Source organism: Paenibacillus sp. FSL R5-0470, from assembly GCF_037975205.1.
GTDB lineage: Bacteria > Bacillota > Bacilli > Paenibacillales > Paenibacillaceae > Paenibacillus_AQ.
In genome coordinates this window covers 5,932,321-5,952,099 of sequence record NZ_CP150238.1, presented here as the reverse complement: position 1 = coordinate 5,952,099, position 19,779 = coordinate 5,932,321, and the positions used below count along the sequence as shown (strand labels likewise).

12 protein-coding genes, 17 tRNA genes and 3 rRNA genes are annotated in these 19,779 nt (G+C 46.0%); 30 read left to right on the top strand and 2 right to left on the bottom strand.

Annotated elements, in window-relative coordinates; translation table 11 throughout:
• Nucleotides 1–168: 168 nt before the first annotated feature.
• The 8 genes from MKY99_RS26295 to MKY99_RS26260 all read left to right on the top strand — a co-directional run bounded on the left by MKY99_RS26295 (nt 169) and on the right by MKY99_RS26260 (nt 8,975).
• Nucleotides 169–552, top strand: a complete 384-nt coding sequence (locus MKY99_RS26295) for a hypothetical protein (RefSeq protein WP_042131017.1) — start codon at nt 169–171, stop codon at nt 550–552.
• A 122-nt stretch (nt 553–674) separates the two neighbouring features.
• Entirely contained in the window at nt 675–962 is a 288-nt protein-coding gene (gene gatC / locus MKY99_RS26290) for an Asp-tRNA(Asn)/Glu-tRNA(Gln) amidotransferase subunit GatC (protein ID WP_042131015.1), read from the top strand.
• 27 nt (nt 963–989) lie between these two features.
• Nucleotides 990–2,447 carry an Asp-tRNA(Asn)/Glu-tRNA(Gln) amidotransferase subunit GatA gene (gatA, locus tag MKY99_RS26285; protein ID WP_339267193.1) on the top strand — a complete coding sequence of 486 codons (1,458 nt, stop codon included), beginning with the start codon at nt 990–992 and terminating at the stop codon, nt 2,445–2,447.
• 23 nt (nt 2,448–2,470) lie between these two features.
• Nucleotides 2,471–3,904 carry an Asp-tRNA(Asn)/Glu-tRNA(Gln) amidotransferase subunit GatB gene (gatB, locus tag MKY99_RS26280; protein WP_339267191.1) on the top strand — a complete coding sequence of 478 codons (1,434 nt, stop codon included), beginning with the start codon at nt 2,471–2,473 and terminating at the stop codon, nt 3,902–3,904.
• A gap of 122 nt (nt 3,905–4,026) precedes the next feature.
• The gene (locus MKY99_RS26275) at nt 4,027–4,497 is read left to right on the top strand and encodes a GNAT family N-acetyltransferase (protein ID WP_339267189.1); all 471 of its coding nucleotides are present in this window, start codon (nt 4,027–4,029) and stop codon (nt 4,495–4,497) included.
• Nucleotides 4,498–4,543: 46 nt separating this feature from the next.
• Nucleotides 4,544–6,454, top strand: a complete 1,911-nt coding sequence (locus MKY99_RS26270) for a DUF4097 family beta strand repeat-containing protein (RefSeq protein WP_339267187.1) — start codon at nt 4,544–4,546, stop codon at nt 6,452–6,454.
• Between the two features lie 126 nt (nt 6,455–6,580).
• On the top strand, nt 6,581–7,012 hold the full coding sequence (locus MKY99_RS26265) for a Fur family transcriptional regulator (protein WP_042191799.1): 432 nt from the start codon (nt 6,581–6,583) through the stop codon (nt 7,010–7,012).
• Between the two features lie 241 nt (nt 7,013–7,253).
• A complete protein-coding gene (locus MKY99_RS26260) occupies nt 7,254–8,975 on the top strand; it encodes a glycosyl hydrolase family 18 protein (protein WP_339267185.1) in 1,722 nt (573 codons plus the stop codon).
• 115 nt (nt 8,976–9,090) lie between these two features.
• Here the strand turns inward: MKY99_RS26260 and MKY99_RS26255 are convergent, their stop codons facing one another.
• On the bottom strand, nt 9,091–9,456 hold the full coding sequence (locus MKY99_RS26255) for a DUF2614 family zinc ribbon-containing protein (RefSeq protein ID WP_076285462.1): 366 nt from the start codon (nt 9,454–9,456) through the stop codon (nt 9,091–9,093).
• A 127-nt stretch (nt 9,457–9,583) separates the two neighbouring features.
• Here MKY99_RS26255 and MKY99_RS26250 point away from each other — a divergent pair, with 127 nt between their 5' ends.
• From MKY99_RS26250 to MKY99_RS26150, 21 genes are all read left to right on the top strand, one after another.
• A complete protein-coding gene (locus MKY99_RS26250) occupies nt 9,584–10,462 on the top strand; it encodes a nucleotidyltransferase-like protein (protein ID WP_042191792.1) in 879 nt (292 codons plus the stop codon).
• 428 nt (nt 10,463–10,890) lie between these two features.
• Nucleotides 10,891–12,448 (top strand): 16S ribosomal RNA (locus MKY99_RS26245).
• Nucleotides 12,449–12,681: 233 nt separating this feature from the next.
• A 23S ribosomal RNA gene (locus MKY99_RS26240) occupies nt 12,682–15,610 on the top strand.
• Nucleotides 15,611–15,685: 75 nt separating this feature from the next.
• Nucleotides 15,686–15,802, top strand: a 5S ribosomal RNA gene (gene rrf / locus MKY99_RS26235).
• The 16S, 23S and 5S rRNA genes sit together here with 17 tRNA genes alongside, the layout of an rRNA operon.
• A gap of 58 nt (nt 15,803–15,860) precedes the next feature.
• A tRNA-Ile gene (locus tag MKY99_RS26230) sits at nt 15,861–15,937 on the top strand.
• A 3-nt stretch (nt 15,938–15,940) separates the two neighbouring features.
• Nucleotides 15,941–16,016 (top strand) — tRNA-Asn (locus tag MKY99_RS26225).
• Nucleotides 16,017–16,021: 5 nt separating this feature from the next.
• Nucleotides 16,022–16,114, top strand: a tRNA-Ser gene (locus MKY99_RS26220).
• Nucleotides 16,115–16,130: 16 nt separating this feature from the next.
• Nucleotides 16,131–16,202, top strand: a tRNA-Glu gene (locus tag MKY99_RS26215).
• 6 nt (nt 16,203–16,208) lie between these two features.
• Nucleotides 16,209–16,284, top strand: a tRNA-Val gene (locus MKY99_RS26210).
• Nucleotides 16,285–16,301: 17 nt separating this feature from the next.
• Nucleotides 16,302–16,378, top strand: a tRNA-Met gene (locus tag MKY99_RS26205).
• Between the two features lie 26 nt (nt 16,379–16,404).
• Nucleotides 16,405–16,482: transfer RNA gene (locus tag MKY99_RS26200), tRNA-Asp, on the top strand.
• 10 nt (nt 16,483–16,492) lie between these two features.
• A tRNA-Phe gene (locus MKY99_RS26195) sits at nt 16,493–16,568 on the top strand.
• A gap of 20 nt (nt 16,569–16,588) precedes the next feature.
• Nucleotides 16,589–16,664 (top strand) — tRNA-Thr (locus MKY99_RS26190).
• 5 nt (nt 16,665–16,669) lie between these two features.
• Nucleotides 16,670–16,755 (top strand) — tRNA-Tyr (locus MKY99_RS26185).
• Nucleotides 16,756–16,763: 8 nt separating this feature from the next.
• Nucleotides 16,764–16,837: transfer RNA gene (locus tag MKY99_RS26180), tRNA-Trp, on the top strand.
• Nucleotides 16,838–16,873: 36 nt separating this feature from the next.
• Nucleotides 16,874–16,949, top strand: a tRNA-His gene (locus MKY99_RS26175).
• Between the two features lie 40 nt (nt 16,950–16,989).
• Nucleotides 16,990–17,062, top strand: a tRNA-His gene (locus tag MKY99_RS26170).
• 21 nt (nt 17,063–17,083) lie between these two features.
• Nucleotides 17,084–17,158 (top strand) — tRNA-Gln (locus MKY99_RS26165).
• A gap of 6 nt (nt 17,159–17,164) precedes the next feature.
• Nucleotides 17,165–17,239: transfer RNA gene (locus tag MKY99_RS26160), tRNA-Gly, on the top strand.
• A gap of 12 nt (nt 17,240–17,251) precedes the next feature.
• A tRNA-Cys gene (locus MKY99_RS26155) sits at nt 17,252–17,325 on the top strand.
• Between the two features lie 14 nt (nt 17,326–17,339).
• Nucleotides 17,340–17,418 (top strand) — tRNA-Leu (locus tag MKY99_RS26150).
• Between the two features lie 133 nt (nt 17,419–17,551).
• Here the strand turns inward: MKY99_RS26150 and MKY99_RS26145 are convergent.
• Nucleotides 17,552–18,304, bottom strand: a complete 753-nt coding sequence (locus MKY99_RS26145) for an AraC family transcriptional regulator (protein WP_339267183.1) — start codon at nt 18,302–18,304, stop codon at nt 17,552–17,554.
• A gap of 323 nt (nt 18,305–18,627) precedes the next feature.
• Between MKY99_RS26145 and MKY99_RS26140 the strand changes: the two genes are divergently transcribed.
• A complete protein-coding gene (locus MKY99_RS26140; RefSeq protein ID WP_339267182.1) occupies nt 18,628–19,767 on the top strand; it encodes a BMP family ABC transporter substrate-binding protein in 1,140 nt (379 codons plus the stop codon).
• The last annotated feature ends 12 nt before the right edge of the window (nt 19,768–19,779 follow it).

Genomic DNA, 19,779 nt, shown 5'->3' with positions numbered 1-19,779 from the left:
CTTCTATTTCTCGCATAAACGCATATCGTCCTTAGGGGACGCCGAAGGCGTATTGCTTGGTAGAATTCTCAGGATCGTCCGGCCTGCCGCTAGACAGTTCTATCTTTTTTTAGTAGACTGTTGAAATAAGCAAAATCATGATAGATTTTGGGGTCAGGAGGTAGGGCGATGCTGCGTTTAGGAGAAAAGATTGTCATTGTTGCGGACGCTTTTGAGCAGAGTCTTCCTATCGGGGAATACGGCTACCTAATTGCTTACGACCGCAATCCCGATAATGCGTTTGACTATGTTATACGTGTACCGGAAGCCAACAGGAACTTTTATGTTCCGGCTGAAGACATTGAGGCGGAAGAACATTTATTAGTAGCTGAGGCTGAAAGAGCAACGCATGAAGCGTTAATTGATTATGCTTTGTCCACGTACAATGAGAAGCTGTTCCATCATTTGATGAACGGTGAAGATATGGATACAGAAGAGACGGAAACAACGTCAACCGAAAGCATGTCCCAAGCAGATTTCATCAAACAAGTGAATCTTAGAGCTTGGATTTAAGGAAGGCCGGCGAAAGCCGGCTTTTTTGTTATAACCCCATCATTGAATTGTCCAAGCTTCTACAATATAATTAAAAACGTTATCCGGGCGCTTTAGCCCTTTAAACAGGAGGGATTTATCTTATGAGCATTACCGTTAAAGATGTGCAGCATGTGGCCAAGCTGGCTCGTCTGCAATTGAGCCCGGAAGAAGAGGCAACCTTTACAGAACAAATGAATGCTATTTTACAATATGCTGAGAAGTTGAATGAGCTAGATACGGAGAATGTGAAGCCGACCACGCATGTACTGCAGGTCAGTAATGTGATGCGTGATGATGTTGTGAAGGAAAGCCTAACGCAAGAGGAAGCACTTCTTAACGCGCCGGATGATGAAGACGGACATTTCAAGGTTCCAGCTGTTTTGGAATAACTACATAATTAGAAAGGGGGAAGAATCTTGAGCCTGTTTCAAAATCGATTGCCTGAAGTACATCGCATGTTAACTGCTAAAGAAGTATCGGTCAGTGAACTGACTGAAGAATCGCTGGCGATTATCGCTGAGCGGGATAAGAAAGTAAATGCATTTTTGACCTTGAACGAGGAGGGCGCTCGTAGCACCGCACGCGCTTTGGACGACAAACTGGCATCTGGAGCAGCACGTGGATTGCTGTTTGGTCTTCCTGCCGGAATTAAGGATAATATTGTAACTAAGGGACTACGCACGACCTGTGCCAGCCAATTTTTGAAAGATTTCCAGCCGATTTATAACGCTACTGTGGCTTCTAAACTGCAGCAGGCAGATGCCGTAACGATCGGTAAATTGAATATGGATGAATTCGCAATGGGTGGATCTAATGAGAATTCAAGCTTTGGTCCTGTACGCAATCCTTGGGATTTAGAGCGTGTGCCCGGCGGTTCCAGTGGCGGATCTGCTGCAGCAGTAGCTGCAGGCGAAGTGTTCTTCTCACTAGGTTCGGATACTGGGGGTTCCATCCGCCAGCCTGCTTCCTATTGTGGTGTTGTAGGTCTCAAACCTACTTATGGTCTTGTATCACGTTATGGACTGGTAGCCTTTGCTTCCTCACTCGATCAGATTGGACCATTAACACGTAATGTAGAGGATTCTGCATATGTGCTTCAAGCGATTGCTGGTTATGATGCCCAGGACTCTACTTCAGCTAAAGTAGAAATTCCTGATTATTTGAGTTCTCTGACTGGTGATGTTTCCGGACTTCGCATTGCTGTACCTAAGGAATACTTTGGAGCAGGTGTCGATGCTTCTGTGCGTGAGACAGTCTTGTCCGCACTTAAGGTGCTGGAAGGAATGGGTGCTGTCTGGGAGGAAGTTTCGTTACCACATACGGAATACGCAGTAGCAGCTTATTATTTGCTGTCCTCTTCGGAAGCTTCATCTAACCTCGCGCGTTTTGACGGTGTGCGTTATGGTGCACGTGTAGATGAAGGCGGAGGATTGCTTGATCTATATCTTAATTCCCGCAGTCGCGGCTTTGGCCCTGAAGTCAAACGTCGTATTATGCTAGGGACTTATGCGCTTAGCTCCGGGTATTACGATGCTTATTATTTAAAAGCACAAAAAGTGCGTACTTTGATTAAACAGGACTTTGATGACATCTTTAAAAAATATGATGTGGTCATCGGGCCTACAGCGCCTACGACAGCATTCAAATTAGGTTCACAGACGGAGGATCCGCTGACCATGTATCTGAACGATATTCTCACGATTCCTGTGAGCTTGGCGGGTATTCCTGCTGTTAGTGTTCCTTGTGGCTTTGCGGAAGGTATGCCAGTAGGTTTGCAAATTATCGGTAAAGAATTTGACGAGAGTACGATTCTGCGTGTTGCTCACGCTTTTGAACAAAATACTGATCATCACAAGCAGCGTCCACAGCTGTAGTAAAGGAGGGAATGGGATTACTTATGTCTAAATACGAAACGGTCATCGGCTTAGAAGTTCACGTAGAGCTTCATACCAACTCCAAAATCTTTTGCGGATGCTCCACTGAATTTGGAGCCCCGCCTAACACGCATACCTGTCCTGTCTGCCTGGGTCACCCCGGCGTATTGCCAGTTCTTAACAAACAAGCGGTAGATTACGCTATGAAAGCAGCGATGGCGCTAAATTGTACCATTGGTGATGTTAGTAAATTCGACCGCAAGAACTATTTTTACCCGGATTCACCGAAAGCTTATCAGATTTCGCAGTTCGATCAACCTATTGGTTTGAACGGCTGGATCGACATTGAAGTGAATGGAGAAACGAAACGGATTGGTATTACTCGTCTTCATTTGGAAGAGGATGCGGGTAAGCTTACGCACGTAGATGGCGGTTTTGCGTCGCTCGTCGATTTCAACCGGGTGGGAACACCGCTTATCGAAATCGTATCTGAGCCAGACTTGCGCTCGCCAGAGGAAGCTCGTGCTTATCTGGAGAAAATCCGTGCCATTATGCAATACTGCGACGTATCCGATGTCAAGATGGAAGAGGGATCGATGCGCTGTGACGCGAACATCAGTCTACGTCCAGAAGGACAAGAGGAATTCGGTATTAGAGCAGAGCTTAAGAACATGAACTCCTTCCGCGGTGTGCTGCGTGGACTGGAGTATGAACAATATCGTCAGGCTGAGATCCTGGATGATGGTGGAGTAGTTGTACAAGAGACTCGCCGCTGGGATGAAGCCCAAGGTAAAACTTTATCTATGCGTGGAAAAGAAGAAGCGCACGATTATCGTTATTTCCCAGATCCAGATCTGATCGTGCTGCATATTGACGATGCCTGGAAAGAATCCATTCGTTCGACGATCCCGGAACTACCGGATGCAAGGCAAGCTCGCTACAGTGAAGAACTGGGTCTTACAGCTTATGATGCTGGCGTGATCACTTCCTCTAAACCGCTAGCGGACTTTTTCGAAGGATGCCTTACTTATACGCAGGATGCCAAGGCTGTAGCTAACTGGATCATGGGTGATCTGCTTGCTTATTTGAACAGTAATAACCTGGAATTGTCTCAGGTCAAAATTACGCCGCAAGGGCTCGGGGAAATGATCGGCCTCATTGCAGGTGGAACCATCAGCAGCAAGATCGCTAAAACGGTATTTAAAGAAATGCTAGAGAGCGGTAAATTGCCTGCTGCAATCGTTGAGGAAAAAGGTCTGGTACAAATCAGCGATGAAGGTGCCATTAAAGGAATTGTGGAAGCTGTCGTAGCTGCCAATCCACAATCAGTGGAAGATTATAAAGCAGGTAAACAGAAAGCCATCGGTTTCCTCGTAGGACAAGTTATGAAAGAAAGTAAAGGTAAGGCAAATCCAGGTCTTGCGAATAAACTTCTGATCGAGGTATTGAACAATTAAAACGATTATCGTCTTTAGTAGTCGATAACGTTGTTTATACTTGGGGTAATATACTTATGTAATAAGCTAAGGGCTTGTCGGCAACGGCAGGCCCTTAGCGGCATATAAGGGGACTAGTAGGGATGAATACAATTATTAAGCTAAACCTCCAGGATGATAGTACCGTTAATGAACTATGGAGCCTCCAGCATAAGGCCTACCGGCTAGAAGCGGAGTTAATAGGGTTTCGTGAGATCCCACCGCTTATGGAGACGAGAGAGATGCTCAGCCGCTCTAAAGAGGATTTTTACGGCTGCTTTGATGAAGATGAAGAACTGATGGGTGCTATTGCTATAGAAGAAGAATCCCCGGGCAAACTCACGATTACGCGGATGATGGTGGGACCGGACTTTTTTCGCAGAGGTATTGCAAGTTGTCTCTTGGAATATGTATTTGAACATTTTTCAGGGATGGAGCTATACATCGTATCTACGGGGAAGCTAAACCTGCCTGCCGTTTCTTTGTACAGCAAGCATGGTTTTGTACCTATGGGATCGCAGGAAGTTGCTCCCGGTGTGGAATTGATTGATTTTTATCGGAGTGGTTCACTTTGAAGAAGCATATACACAGACCCATGTTTACGAAAGGAGGAGCCGAGATATGACAAATGATTCTGCAATACTCTCAGCGCAGGAAGAGCAGCGGGGTTCAGCCGATCTTGAGACTACGGAGAGTGAGATTCAGAAGAAGATAATCCCTCCACGTCCAAAACGGCGCCGCCGCAAACGCAAATTTATCGCTGGACTATTGGCAGCTCTCATCCCAGGAACTGGGCACTTATACTTTGGGCTTCTCCGCAAAGGAATTACCTTTATCTTCATGATACTATTGGATATCTCAGCTTTAATTTATTTCTCATCCATTGGAATGCAGATTAATGTTCCGTTGCTTATTTTACTTGCACTGATTATTCCGGCGATATATTTCTATAATGTGTATGATGTACTGCAATCAGCGGACAAGATTCTCCGTTACCCTGAAGATCAAGAGCTTGATGATCCTGTGGCAAAAATAACTACACCTCCTAAGCGTCGTAGTATCGTCAGTGAACCTGGCGTATCCTTTGGATTTCTACTTCTTTTAGGGGGAGCGCTTCTCATTCTGTTTCGCCAAAAGCCAGCATGGCTGCAATTTTTTATTGAGCATTACTCCGAAGTGGCCGTGTCTGCAGTTTTATTATGTGGTGGTATATATGTAGGAGCGAGGGAAATCGTCAGAGGAATCGTTTCGCGCAAGAAAAATGAGTCTCAAAACCGGCGTGTAGGAAGATATACGGCATCGGTCTTGCTTATTGCTATTTCCATCCCGTTGTTTCTGGATTGGAGAGATGGGTCGGATTATATGCTTTTACTTTTGAAGTGGTGGCCGGTCATCCCAGTGTTATGGGGGATTGAGTTCCTGTTCATGTATTTCTTCTCTGGTCGTTCAGGCTCTGTACAAAAGGGAACAAGAATCAGATTGGATTTACGCGGCCTTTTATCTGCTATATTGCTCGCTGCGAGTGTGTTTATCGTTGCCGAACAAGAACATTACTTATATCTGTGGAAAAATGTGAGTCTCAACCTTACAGCAGCTGCAGTCGACTATGGCGAGGCGAAGGGAAGTAAATTTCAGAAGGCTCCGCTTATTGTTCCAGTGAAGCTAAATACAGCCAAAATATCCGTTGATGGTATTAATGGAGATATTTTATTGCACCGGGCTCCCGTAGATAATATTCAAATTACTACTACAGTTTGGGTAGATCAATTGGAAGGTCCGATGGCTGAGGCCATTTCGGAACAGTCCTTTGTGGATGTTGTTGAAGGACCAACTATAAAAATCACTTCAAACAGCAAGGCGTACGGAGAATCAGGTAAGCGTCAGCCGCGAATGGATTTGGACATTTCTTTGCCGGAAGACCGCCGTTTTAACCTAGATGTTCGCACTATGAATGGTGGGATCACCCTGCAGAACATAGAGGCGATCGAAGATATTTCGCTGGAAACGGGAAATGGAGAACTTATTCTTCATCGTATCTTTGGTAATGTGAAAGGGAAAACACTGAATGGAGCTGTGCGTGCGAGATCCGTCCAGGGCAGCGTTGATTTATCAACGAGCGGTGGCAATATGAATGCTTGGAATGTCACAGGAGCCTTGAAATTATCAACGGCAGTTGGCAATATCGGTGCAACCGGGAATGAAGCCGAGATCGATATTTCTAGCAAAAATGGTAATTTAGAGATTGATGGAGCCAGATCGAAGCTGCATGCAGAATCCTTGAATGGCATCATTGATGTTCGTTCACATGAAATTGGAGGAGACTGGGACATTTATAGTGCAGTTGGCGATATTCAATTGTATTTGCCGCAGTTAGGGAACTATAAGTTGAATGGCTCAAGTGGATATGGCGATATTATTTCAGATTTACCTACCTTAACCATTGATAAGAAGAAGATATCTGGTGAAGTGGGCACAGGTGAGTTCAAGATTCAGGTTGAGGGAAACAGCAACTTAAATGTGAGAGGTTATTGAAAAAAGTAATTTTTCTTATATAATAATGAATATAATGTATCGACTTCGTTGACAAGATTGAAAACCCAGTCTTACAATTATAAGAAATATTTCTTTTATTTTTAAATTTAAAAGGCGGTGACAGTCATGGGGAGTGGCGTACAACATGCATTGGAACAATTAAAAACAACAGGTGTCCGTATAACGCCCCAGCGTCATGCGATTCTTACGTATTTGATGGAAGCAATGAATCATCCTACAGCTGACGATATATATCGGGCATTAGAGCCTAAATTTCCGAGCATGAGCGTGGCAACCGTATATAATAATCTCAAGATGTTTATGGAAGCTGGCATGGTTCGTGAGTTGACCTATGGGGATAGCTCCAGCCGTTTTGATGCCAATGTGTCTGATCATTATCATGTTATATGTCAGAAATGCGGTAAGATTGAGGATTTCAGTTATCCTTCGCTTAGGGATGTAGAGCTGCATGCTGAGCAAGCTACAGGCTTTAAGATTACAGGATTGCGTATGGAGCTGCATGGATTTTGCAAAAGTTGTAGAGAGAAGCAGCATTAAGACTAGAATAGAACGGTATCAAGGCGATCTACCAAGTTATCACTAAACGTGCGAAATCCGAAAGCGGAGGACTCACGTTTTTATTTTTTACAAATATAAGAACGACAACGTCATTTCTTCTTGAATATAACAATTTGTAGGATAAATGACTATTTTCTACTGGTTATACGAAACCAAGTGGATGTTATAATCGTAATGTTAGACTCTATTAAAAATCATATTATTATCTGGAGGATATATTTTGGACAGAAGACTGGGACAGAGGCGCGTCAAAAAGCGCGGAGGTTTTTTTAGGCGGTTATTTGGACTTTTAATCATTGTAGCAGCAGCATATTGGGTAGTGTTTTATGTATTGCCAAATCGTCAGCACATAGATGTAGATTGGAAAGCTCAAGCGCATCCCATCTTTGTAAAAGGAGAGCATACAGGTTATTCTGCCTCGGGGACTGGGGATAGCATGCTATTACCATTACCATTGTTGCAAGAGTATGTGGATCCTTCCATTCGTTATGAAGAGAAGACGAAGTCGGTCATCCTATCAACGGATAGTGAGCTCCTTTACATGCAGGAGGATAAAACCGATGCTAGTCTGAATAACCGTCCGCTGCAACTGCGGCTAGCGCCTGAAGTAAAGGAGAAAGTGACCTACCTTCCTGCGGATGTATTAGAAGATCTATATGGGTTTGAAATACAGGAGGATACGAATACTGGAGCAATACTACTAATGACGGCAGGAGAATCTGTCTCGTTAGGAAAAGTTAAAGGTGAAAAAGGCGACAAGTCAGTAGCTCTACGAAATGAGGCATCCATCCACGCACCTATAGTTGCGGATATGTCTCCTGGAGCAGTCGTGAATATTTGGAATGAAGAAAATAAGGACTGGCTGTTTATACAATTAAGCAGCGGGTATGCAGGTTATGCCAAGGCAAGTGACATTGTTCGGGATGGTCAAAAGACAGTGGAACCGAAAAAATCCACGCCAACACGCGCTGAACGTAACTGGAAAGGGAAGTCAGTGAATTTGTATTGGGAGGCTGTTTACCAACGCAAACCTAACCCAGAAACCTTCGGTGAGCTACCAGGTGTTAACGTGGCTAGCCCAACATGGTTTAGTATTATAGATGGTGATGGCAATGTGCGCAGTCAGGCCGACAGTGCGTATGTGCAGTGGGCGCATGGGCACGGGTTAGAGGTATGGGGGTTGCTTAGCAATAGCTTCGATCCAGACATGACTACTGAGGCATTGTCCAGCTATGAGAAACGGATGAATGCAATCGTACAGATCTTAGAATATTCGGATTTATACAATTTGGATGGAATTAATATCGATTTTGAGAATGTGTATACGAAAGACGGAGAGAATGTCACTCAATTTATGAGAGAGCTAAAACCGATGGCTCAGGCTAAGAATCTAATCGTCTCGATAGACGTGACACCTAAATCCAATAGCGAGATGTGGTCAGCATTCCTTGATCGTAAGGCTCTTGGGACATTAGTCGATTATCTAATCGTGATGGCTTATGATGAACATTGGGCAGCTAGCCCTATCGCGGGCTCTGTTGCCTCCTTACCTTGGGTAGAGAATTCAATAAGCCGGATCATAGAGGAAGACAATGTGCCGCCTGAGAAGGTGATTTTGGGGATCCCATTGTACACCCGCATCTGGACTGAGGCTCAAGTAGATGGCAAGACAAAGGCAAGCTCCAAATCCGTTAGTATGAATGCCGTTGAAAAAATTATCAAAGAGAAGAAGCTAACTCCTACATTTGATAAGGCTGCTGGGCAGAATTACGTAGAGTACAAGGAAGATGGCGCTCTTAAGAAAATATGGATAGAAGATAAGGTTAGCTTAAAATCAAGAGTTGAGCTTGCTAAGTCCATGGGGCTTGGAGGCATCGGATCATGGAATCGCAGTTTTAGCAATCCATCAGCATGGGAAGCATTACAAGAGATTCATAAGTAATCATAATTTCATTTATAACAAACAAAGAGGCTCCCATATCGGGGGCCTCTTTGTTGTATTAACAGATATTTGAGTGCATTTTATCTAGTTAGTAATGAGCCTCTGTAAGGTGTGTTTAGTGGTTTAGTTGCTGATGCTCAAGCTGATCTGCAGTAATAGTAGCCTCAGCCCGATCCATAGTAAGAATGGTGTGGCAGAACATACAGCGGTCTGTTTTACCGAGCATCTTGGTCAGCTTGTGACACTCAGGGCACTCTAGCTGAACTGCACTCGTTGAGAGCATGCCAGCCCAGAAATAGATCGCAAGACTTGCCATCATGGAAATTAAACCGATTACAAGTCCGATTCCAGCGAATACTTTCCCAGTCGATCCCCAGAATACGATGCCTGCTGTACCCAAAACCATAAGTCCCATTCCGAGCATTGTGAGCAGTAATCCCCATGTGCGAAAAGCGTTGATCTTAGCCGTTTTAAACTTCATGAGTGTTTGCTCCTAACTAAATATAGTTGGGTTGTCCAGAAGGAACTGTCTTTCATATGTAGAATAATTATTATAACTGAATTATAACTGACTGGACGCAAATTCGCCAAATTTAATGGAGGGAAGCATGGAATTATCCAATGTAACTTTGTTGAGTGGAGAAACGTTTGAAGAAAATGTTTTAGGAGCTGTCGCTTTGCGGCAGAAAGGGAGTACTCCTTTTCAAAGCGCGCTACTTCACGATTTTGATATGGTTGTGTTAGTTTTACATGAGGAACAGGATTTAGAACATATTGTTCGCCACACCATTGCCGGTGACACACGGACCCAGTCAGTCCATATTGGCCTTTCCGCTTTGGAGCGGGCTGTCATGGCGGGAGATAATAACGAGCTCCTTACTAGTTTGATGATTGGGGAAGTGATCTGGGATCCCAAAGGAATACTAGGGGATATGCGCCGGGAGATTTTACAATTTGAAGGGCCTCTTAAGGAACGAGTTGAGTTCATGGAGTTTGCACGATTCTTGCATTTGTATGTGAAATCTAAACGGTATATAGAAGCTGGCTACATTATGGATGCATATAACTGTGTATTGATGGCTCTATATCATTGGGCAAGAATAGAAGTGAGTGAATCTGGTTCATTTCCAGAACCGGCTGTTTGGGAGCAGGTTAAAAGTATGAACACTTCGGTCCATAAACTATATGAGGAACTAACCATCAGCACGGAGACCTTAGAGCAAAGAGTAGAGCTTGTTCTTCTAGCATGTGAATTTGGGATCATGTCCAAAATGACGGATTGTTGTGCATTGCTTTTCAATATTCTGAATAGCCGTAAGGAAGCGTGGAGTATAAAAGAATTACTACAGCATTCTGGCCTGTGTCAGTTAGAGGCTGAGTTGCCCCTAGTTTTACGAAAGCTTGTTTCTCGTTCGCTAATCCGTGAGATTACTTTATGGGCTGACGGTCATGGGGGAGAGGGTCATGCGATCCGATATACCTTATAGATAAGAAATTAGATGCAGGATTTGCCGGTAATCTATAGATAAAATAAGTAGGGATAGGGAGAGGCTGAGCACTCTCTTTTTTGTTTGCTCGCTATTATGATGCGCTCATATTTATTCTAATAAATTTATGGTTGACTCTTTCCTAGTTCATGTGTTAAATTATAACTCGTCCCTCTGACACAGAGATGTGCTTTCGAAAACATTCGAAAGACAACCGAAAAAAGAAATTAAAAAAAAGGTTGACTAAAACGAGGACGCTGTGATATATTATAAAGGTCGCTGCTGAACAACACAACGACGAAATAAACAGCTTGATCTTTGAAAACTGAACAACGAGTGAGTAGGAAATCACGAAAGTGAAATCCAAAATTAGAGAATTAATTTTCTCGTCAGATGTTTCAAAATGAGCATATCGCTCTTTTCAATACTAATTGGAGAGTTTGATCCTGGCTCAGGACGAACGCTGGCGGCGTGCCTAATACATGCAAGTCGAGCGGAGTCACTTTGAAAGCTTGCTTTCAAAATAACTTAGCGGCGGACGGGTGAGTAACACGTAGGCAACCTGCCCCTTAGACTGGGATAACTACCGGAAACGGTAGCTAATACCGGATAATTTCTTTTTTCTCCTGAAGAAAGAATGAAAGACGGAGCAATCTGTCACTGAGGGATGGGCCTGCGGCGCATTAGCTAGTTGGTGGGGTAACGGCCCACCAAGGCGACGATGCGTAGCCGACCTGAGAGGGTGAACGGCCACACTGGGACTGAGACACGGCCCAGACTCCTACGGGAGGCAGCAGTAGGGAATCTTCCGCAATGGACGAAAGTCTGACGGAGCAACGCCGCGTGAGTGATGAAGGTTTTCGGATCGTAAAGCTCTGTTGCCAGGGAAGAACGTCCGGTAGAGTAACTGCTATCGGAGTGACGGTACCTGAGAAGAAAGCCCCGGCTAACTACGTGCCAGCAGCCGCGGTAATACGTAGGGGGCAAGCGTTGTCCGGAATTATTGGGCGTAAAGCGCGCGCAGGCGGTCATTTAAGTCTGGTGTTTAAACCTTGGGCTCAACCTGAGGTCGCACTGGAAACTGGGTGACTTGAGTACAGAAGAGGAAAGTGGAATTCCACGTGTAGCGGTGAAATGCGTAGATATGTGGAGGAACACCAGTGGCGAAGGCGACTTTCTGGGCTGTAACTGACGCTGAGGCGCGAAAGCGTGGGGAGCAAACAGGATTAGATACCCTGGTAGTCCACGCCGTAAACGATGAGTGCTAGGTGTTAGGGGTTTCGATACCCTTGGTGCCGAAGTTAACACAGTAAGCACTCCGCCTGGGGAGTACGGTCGCAAGACTGAAACTCAAAGGAATTGACGGGGACCCGCACAAGCAGTGGAGTATGTGGTTTAATTCGAAGCAACGCGAAGAACCTTACCAGGTCTTGACATCCCTCTGAATCCACTAGAGATAGTGGCGGCCTTCGGGACAGAGGAGACAGGTGGTGCATGGTTGTCGTCAGCTCGTGTCGTGAGATGTTGGGTTAAGTCCCGCAACGAGCGCAACCCTTAACTTTAGTTGCCAGCAAGTAATGTTGGGCACTCTAGAGTGACTGCCGGTGACAAACCGGAGGAAGGTGGGGATGACGTCAAATCATCATGCCCCTTATGACCTGGGCTACACACGTACTACAATGGCCGGTACAACGGGAAGCGAAACCGCGAGGTGAAGCCAATCCCATCAAAGCCGGTCTCAGTTCGGATTGCAGGCTGCAACTCGCCTGCATGAAGTCGGAATTGCTAGTAATCGCGGATCAGCATGCCGCGGTGAATACGTTCCCGGGTCTTGTACACACCGCCCGTCACACCACGAGAGTTTACAACACCCGAAGTCGGTGGGGTAACCCGCAAGGGAGCCAGCCGCCGAAGGTGGGGTAGATGATTGGGGTGAAGTCGTAACAAGGTAGCCGTATCGGAAGGTGCGGCTGGATCACCTCCTTTCTATGGAGAATCGTCTTCTGCAATGAAGACATTCAAATCGGAAGTTAAACTTCCAAATCTCAGGTTTAGGCCTGTTACTCACTCGTTGCTCAGTTTTGAGAGTTTAAGCTCTCATTTTTAAACTTGATCCTTGAAAACTGGATACCGAAACGAATTTGCGTTTTAGAACATCTTTTAGCAACTTGTGCAAACAAGTAAATGTTATTAGTGAGATTTTTCTTAGGAAAAATCGAGGTTAAGCTAATAAGAGCACACGGAGGATGCCTAGGCGCCAGGAGCCGACGAAGGACGTGGCGAACAACGAAACTGCCTCGGGGAGCTGTAAGCAAGCTTTGATCCGGGGGTGTCCGAATGGGGAAACCCAGCTGTGGTAATTCGCAGTTACTCATCTCTGAACACATAGGAGATGTAGAGGCAGACCAGGGGAACTGAAACATCTAAGTACCCTGAGGAAGAGAAAACAATAGTGATTCCGTCAGTAGCGGCGAGCGAACGCGGAACAGCCTAAACCTAAGAGCTTGCTCTTAGGGGTTGTGGGACGTCTCACATGGAGTTACAAAGGAATATGGTAGGTGAAGAGGTCTGGAAAGGCCCGCGATAGAGGTAAAAGCCCTGTAACCTAAACTGTGTTCTCTCCGAGACGGATCCCGAGTAGTGCGGGGCACGTGAAACCCCGTATGAATCCAGCAGGACCATCTGCTAAGGCTAAATACTACCTGGCGACCGATAGTGAAACAGTACCGTGAGGGAAAGGTGAAAAGCACCCCGGAAGGGGAGTGAAATAGAACCTGAAACCGTGTGCTTACAAAAAGTCAGAGCCCGATCTATGGGTGATGGCGTGCCTTTTGTAGAATGAACCGGCGAGTTACGTTTAACATGCAAGGTTAAGTCGAGAAGACGGAGCCGCAGCGAAAGCGAGTCTGAATAGGGCGATTGAGTATGTGGACGTAGACCCGAAACCGTGTGATCTACCCCTGTCCAGGGTGAAGGTGCGGTAACACGCACTGGAGGCCCGAACCCACGCATGTTGAAAAATGCGGGGATGAGGTGGGGGTAGCGGAGAAATTCCAATCGAACTCGGAGATAGCTGGTTCTCCCCGAAATAGCTTTAGGGCTAGCCTCGGTATAAGAGTAGTGGAGGTAGAGCACTGATTGGGTGCGGGGTCCGCAAGGATTACCAAGCTCAGTCAAACTCCGAATGCCATATACTTATTGCCGGGAGTCAGACAGTGAGTGCTAAGATCCATTGTCAAAAGGGAAACAGCCCAGACCATCAGCTAAGGTCCCCAAGTGTGTGTTAAGTGGGAAAGGATGTGGAGTTGCACAGACAACCAGGATGTTGGCTTAGAAGCAGCCACCATTGAAAGAGTGCGTAATAGCTCACTGGTCGAGTGACTCTGCGCCGAAAATGTAACGGGGCTAAACACACCACCGAAGCTATGGCTAGATACGTATGTATCTGGGGTAGGGGAGCGTTGTATGTGGGTTGAAGGTGTACCGTAAGGAGCGCTGGACAGCATACAAGTGAGAATGCCGGTATGAGTAACGAAAAGATCAGTGAGAATCTGATCCGCCGAAAGCCCAAGGTTTCCTGAGGAAGGCTCGTCCGCTCAGGGTAAGTCGGGACCTAAGGCGAGGCCGAAAGGCGTAGTCGAAGGACAACAGTTTGAAATTACTGTACCACCGTAATCCGCTATGAGCGATGGGGTGACGCAGGAGGGTAGTGACGCGGACTGATGGATATGTCCGTCTAAGCAGTGAGGCTGATGTGTAGGCAAATCCGCACATCGTTAAGGCTGGGCTGTGATGGGGAGCGAAAATTACAGTAGCGAAGGTCATGATCTCACACTGCCAAGAAAAGCCTCTAGCCAGGAGAAGGTGCCCGTACCGCAAACCGACACAGGTAGGCGAGAAGAGAATTCTAAGGCGCGCGGAAGAACTCTCGTTAAGGAACTCGGCAAAATGACCCCGTAACTTCGGGAGAAGGGGTGCCCCGGTAGTGTGAATAGCACGAGGGGGCCGCAGTGAAAAGGCCCAAGCGACTGTTTAGCAAAAACACAGGTCTGTGCGAAGCCGCAAGGCGAAGTATACGGGCTGACGCCTGCCCGGTGCTGGAAGGTTAAGGGGAGTGGTTAGGGGTAACCCGAAGCTATGAACCGAAGCCCCAGTAAACGGCGGCCGTAACTATAACGGTCCTAAGGTAGCGAAATTCCTTGTCAGGTAAATTCTGACCCGCACGAATGGCGTAACGACTTGGGCGCTGTCTCAACGAGAGATCCGGTGAAATTTTAATACCTGTGAAGATGCAGGTTACCCGCGACAAGACGGAAAGACCCCATGGAGCTTTACTGCAGCTTGATATTGAATTTGGGTACGATCTGTACAGGATAGGTGGGAGCCGTAGAAATCGGAGCGCAAGCTTCGGTGGAGGCGCCGTTGGGATACCACCCTGATCGTATCTAGGTTCTAACCTAGTACCCTTACCGGGTACGGGGACCGTGTCAGGCGGGCAGTTTGACTGGGGCGGTCGCCTCCTAAAGAGTAACGGAGGCGTTCCAAGGTTCCCTCAGAATGGTTGGAAATCATTCGAAGAGTGCAAAGGCATAAGGGAGCTTGACTGCGAGACCTACAAGTCGAGCAGGGACGAAAGTCGGACTTAGTGATCCGGTGGTACCGCATGGAAGGGCCATCGCTCAACGGATAAAAGCTACCCTGGGGATAACAGGCTTATCTCCCCCAAGAGTCCACATCGACGGGGAGGTTTGGCACCTCGATGTCGGCTCATCGCATCCTGGGGCTGAAGTAGGTCCCAAGGGTTGGGCTGTTCGCCCATTAAAGCGGTACGCGAGCTGGGTTCAGAACGTCGTGAGACAGTTCGGTCCCTATCTGTCGTGGGCGCAGGAAATTTGAGAGGAGCTGTCCTTAGTACGAGAGGACCGGGATGGACGTACCGCTGGTGCACCAGTTGTTTCGCCAGAAGCATGGCTGGGTAGCTACGTACGGACGGGATAAGCGCTGAAAGCATCTAAGCGTGAAGCCCCCCTCAAGATGAGATTTCCCAATTAGTAAGACCCCTTGAAGACGACGAGGTAGATAGGTTGGAGGTGGAAGTGCAGTAATGCATGGAGCTGACCAATACTAATCGGTCGAGGGCTTATCCTATACTTAATACGCAAATTCAATTCGGATTCAGTTTTCAGGCGACTCAAGCCTGAGCATTTACGATGTAAATGCCCGTTTGGTGGCGATAGCGGAGGGGTTCCACACGTACCCATCCCGAACACGACCGTTAAGCCCTCCAGCGCCGATGGTACTTGGACCGAAGGGTCCTGGGAGAGTAGGACGTCGCCAAGCGGACAACCACATTACCCGTGGTATTTTTTTTGCCCTTAATATTGATGTGTCTTAAAAAGGGCCTTTAGCTCAGCTGGTTAGAGCGCACCCCTGATAAGGGTGAGGTCGGTGGTTCGAGTCCACTAAGGCCCACCATATTCCCTGATAGCTCAGTTGGTAGAGCACTCGACTGTTAATCGAGTTGTCACAGGTTCGAGTCCTGTTCGGGGAGCCATTTATGGAGAGGTGTCCGAGTTTGGCCGAAGGAGCACGATTGGAAATCGTGTAGGCGCCACAAGCGTCTCGAGGGTTCGAATCCCTCTCTCTCCGCCATAAAGTTTATTAGCATGGCCCGTTGGTCAAGGGGTTAAGACACCTCCCTTTCACGGAGGTAACATGGGTTCGAATCCCATACGGGTCATAACATGGAGGCTTAGCTCAGCTGGGAGAGCATCTGCCTTACAAGCAGAGGGTCGGGGGTTCGATCCCCTCAGCCTCCACCATATTCATTTAAGAACGACGCGGGGTGGAGCAGCCCGGTAGCTCGTCGGGCTCATAACCCGAAGGCCGCAGGTTCAAATCCTGCCCCCGCAACCAATTTTCATTAAGAAATTATATCTTTTGGAACCGTGGTGTAGTTGGCCTAACATGCCTGCCTGTCACGCAGGAGATCGCGAGTTCGAATCTCGTCGGTTCCGCCATTTTTACCTTGGCTCGATAGCTCAGTCGGTAGAGCAGAGGACTGAAAATCCTCGTGTCGGCGGTTCGAATCCGTCTCGAGCCACCATATAGTATACAACTTAATATGCCGGTGTAGCTCAATTGGTAGAGCAACTGACTTGTAATCAGTAGGTTGGGGGTTCAAGTCCTCTCGCCGGCACCATCTTTGGGGGATTAGCGAAGTGGCCAAACGCATCAGACTGTAAATCTGCTCACGTACGTGTTCGGTGGTTCGAATCCATCATCCCCCACCATTTTTTTTAGGGGCATAGTTTAAAGGTAGAACAACGGTCTCCAAAACCGTTGGTGTGGGTTCAATTCCTGCTGCCCCTGCCAATCTTTATCTAAAGTCTTTCTCTAAAGTTTAATATGGCGGTCGTGGCGAAGGGGTTAACGCACCGGTTTGTGGATCCGGCATTCGTGGGTTCAAGTCCCATCGGTCGCCCCATTTACTTTAAGAAGAACAGCAACAATATTAGTTTAATATGGCGATTGTGGCGAAGTGGTTAACGCACCGGATTGTGGTTCCGGCATTCGTGGGTTCGAGACCCATCAGTCGCCCCTTTTATTTTAAAATGTTATTGGGGATTAGCCAAGCGGTAAGGCAACGGACTTTGACTCCGTCACGCATAGGTTCAAATCCTATATCCCCAGCCATTTTATGCGGACGTGGCTCAGCGGTAGAGCATCGCCTTGCCAAGGCGAGGGTCGCGGGTTCGATTCCCGTCGTCCGCTCCAAAGTTTTCGTATGGCGCCATAGCCAAGTGGTAAGGCAAAGCTCTGCAAAAGCTTTATCCCCAGTTCAAATCTGGGTGGCGCCTCCATTAAGTTCATATGTGCCGGCGTGGCGGAATGGCAGACGCGCTCGACTCAAAATCGAGAGGGAAACCGTGGAGGTTCGAGTCCTCTCGCCGGTATATCAAAAAGGTTTGTAAAGTCGCTTATATAAGTAACTTTACAAACCTTTTTTCTTTGTCTTTGAGCTTTTATTCTTAAGCCGTTGAATTAGAGGCGTCTCTAATCAACGGCCTTTTTGTGTGGAGTTTTGTTTTATTGACTGCTTAGTCGGAATGCTCGTGGGGTGAGACCAATTTCACGTTTAAACATATTGCAGAATTGGGCGTCATTCACAAACCCAGCAGCAGCTGATACTTCAGAGATATGCATTTGGGTATGTTGCAAGAGAGACTTTGCATAATCCAGACGTTTCAATAGTAGATAGCGCAGAGGTGAAGAACCGAATCGTTCTTTAAATAAATGGCGGAAACGATCATAGCTGTATCCAGACATCTCAGAAAGTGTTGCGACCGATAGCTTATGGCGGTAATGCTCATTCATATAGTTTAGAACATATTGGACTCTGTCTTCCGTTGGTGATTGAAACCCGGAGGCACTAAGAAGCCGTATCAGATGAACAGTGATTTCGCTCATTTGAAGGTTCAATAGTTCAGAGAATCCATCTTGTTTACGCGTAAACTCTGCTTTCATTCGAAGCAAGATCTGTAGAACAGTATGGTCTTTATCATCTTCATATACGCCTTGCAAATTCTCCATATTTGGGTGATTTGAATGGAAGCCTACAAATAGTATAGTAGCATCCTCGCGATGATTCTCATCATGTTTATGATTGGGTGGTATCAGCGCGAATGAAGAAGAACGAAAATGATAACTTCGCGAACCTACATTGGTAGTTCCTAAGCCGTTTAAATAATAGACTAGTTCATAACATTCATGCTGGTGTGGTGGAATATAGGTATTAACCTCATGTGCTGCATTTACAATATATAGAACACGATCCATCATGATCCTCCAATAATTATGTTTTAGCCGAATCGTACAAAAATATGACCGAAATCATATAATTATTTTCATTAATATTTGATATGATCGTATCAAGAAATCCGAAGATTAGCAACCTGACTGGCCATCTCGTTCGGAAATTAGTCGGATTATTCGTAAAAATTATAATTTTATCTCTTTTTTTGAGTGTATTCGTTAAAATCATTAAAATTTTGACAATGTTACATGAAAAATGAGAGTTTCCATCTAAATCGTGAAATATACAACGGACTAAGAAGGAGAACCTCTCAAATTACTAACCAACTATAAATAGGGGGAATAGAAAAATGAAAAAGAAAGTTCTTTCTTTGTTGTTACTAGTAGTAATGGTAATGGTCACAGCCTGTGGAAATAATACGTCGAGTAATGGATCTTCCGCGAATGCAGGATCTAACGCAGCTGAAGGTGGAGAAACAGGTTCAGGGGATAAACTCAAAGTAGTACTTCTGATTCCAGGAACGCTTGGAGATAAATCTTTCTTTGACTCTGCGAATAGCGGTTTGCAAAAGGTTAAGGATGAACTGGGTGCAGAAACAAAAGTTGTAGAAATGGGTGTCGATAAAACGAAATGGGAGCCTACGTTTAACGATATCGCCGCTGAGGACTGGGATGTTATTATTTCTGGCGGATCAGAAATTACAGAGATGTTTAATGCAACGGCTGAATTGTATCCTGACAAAAAGTTCATTAACTATGATACCGATATAGATGAAGCACCAGAGAATATGTACAACATGTCTTATGCAACAAATGAAGTATCTTTTCTAGCAGGTGCTGTAGCGGCGCTAGCTACACAATCGGATATGGAAAATGCTAATCCTGAGAATGTGATCGGTTTTGTAGGCGGCATGGATATTCCAGGAATTAACGCTTTCTTGGTAGGCTACATTCAGGGCGCTCAATATGTTGATCCTGATGTGAAGGTCGCTGTATCATATGCTGGCGATTTCGTTAACCCGGCTAAGGGCAAGGAGCTTTCGCTGATTCAATATAACTCCGGTGTGGATGTTATTTTTAACGTGGCTGGGGGTACAGGTCTTGGGATCTTTGACGCAGCTAAGGAGAAGAAGAAATATGCTATCGGTGTAGACTCCGATCAGGCGATGTTGCTTAACGATACAGATAGTGAAAAAGCAAACTTGATCGTTACTTCTTCTATTAAAAAGATTGATAGTGCTATTCTGGGTGCAGTGAAGAGATTACAAGACGGTACACTTGAGATGGGTAAACGTGATGTGTTGAGCTTTGTAGATGATGGTGTAGGCATTGCAGAGAATGAAATCTATAAAAATATCTTCCCTGCCGATCTTCAGGCTAAAGTTGAAGAAGTGAAGCAAAAGCTGATCAATAAAGAAATTACAGTAGATAACGCTATGGGAATGGAAACCTCTGAAGTAGAAGCCATTCGTAACGCAGTTAAGCCTTAAGTATAGCTATAA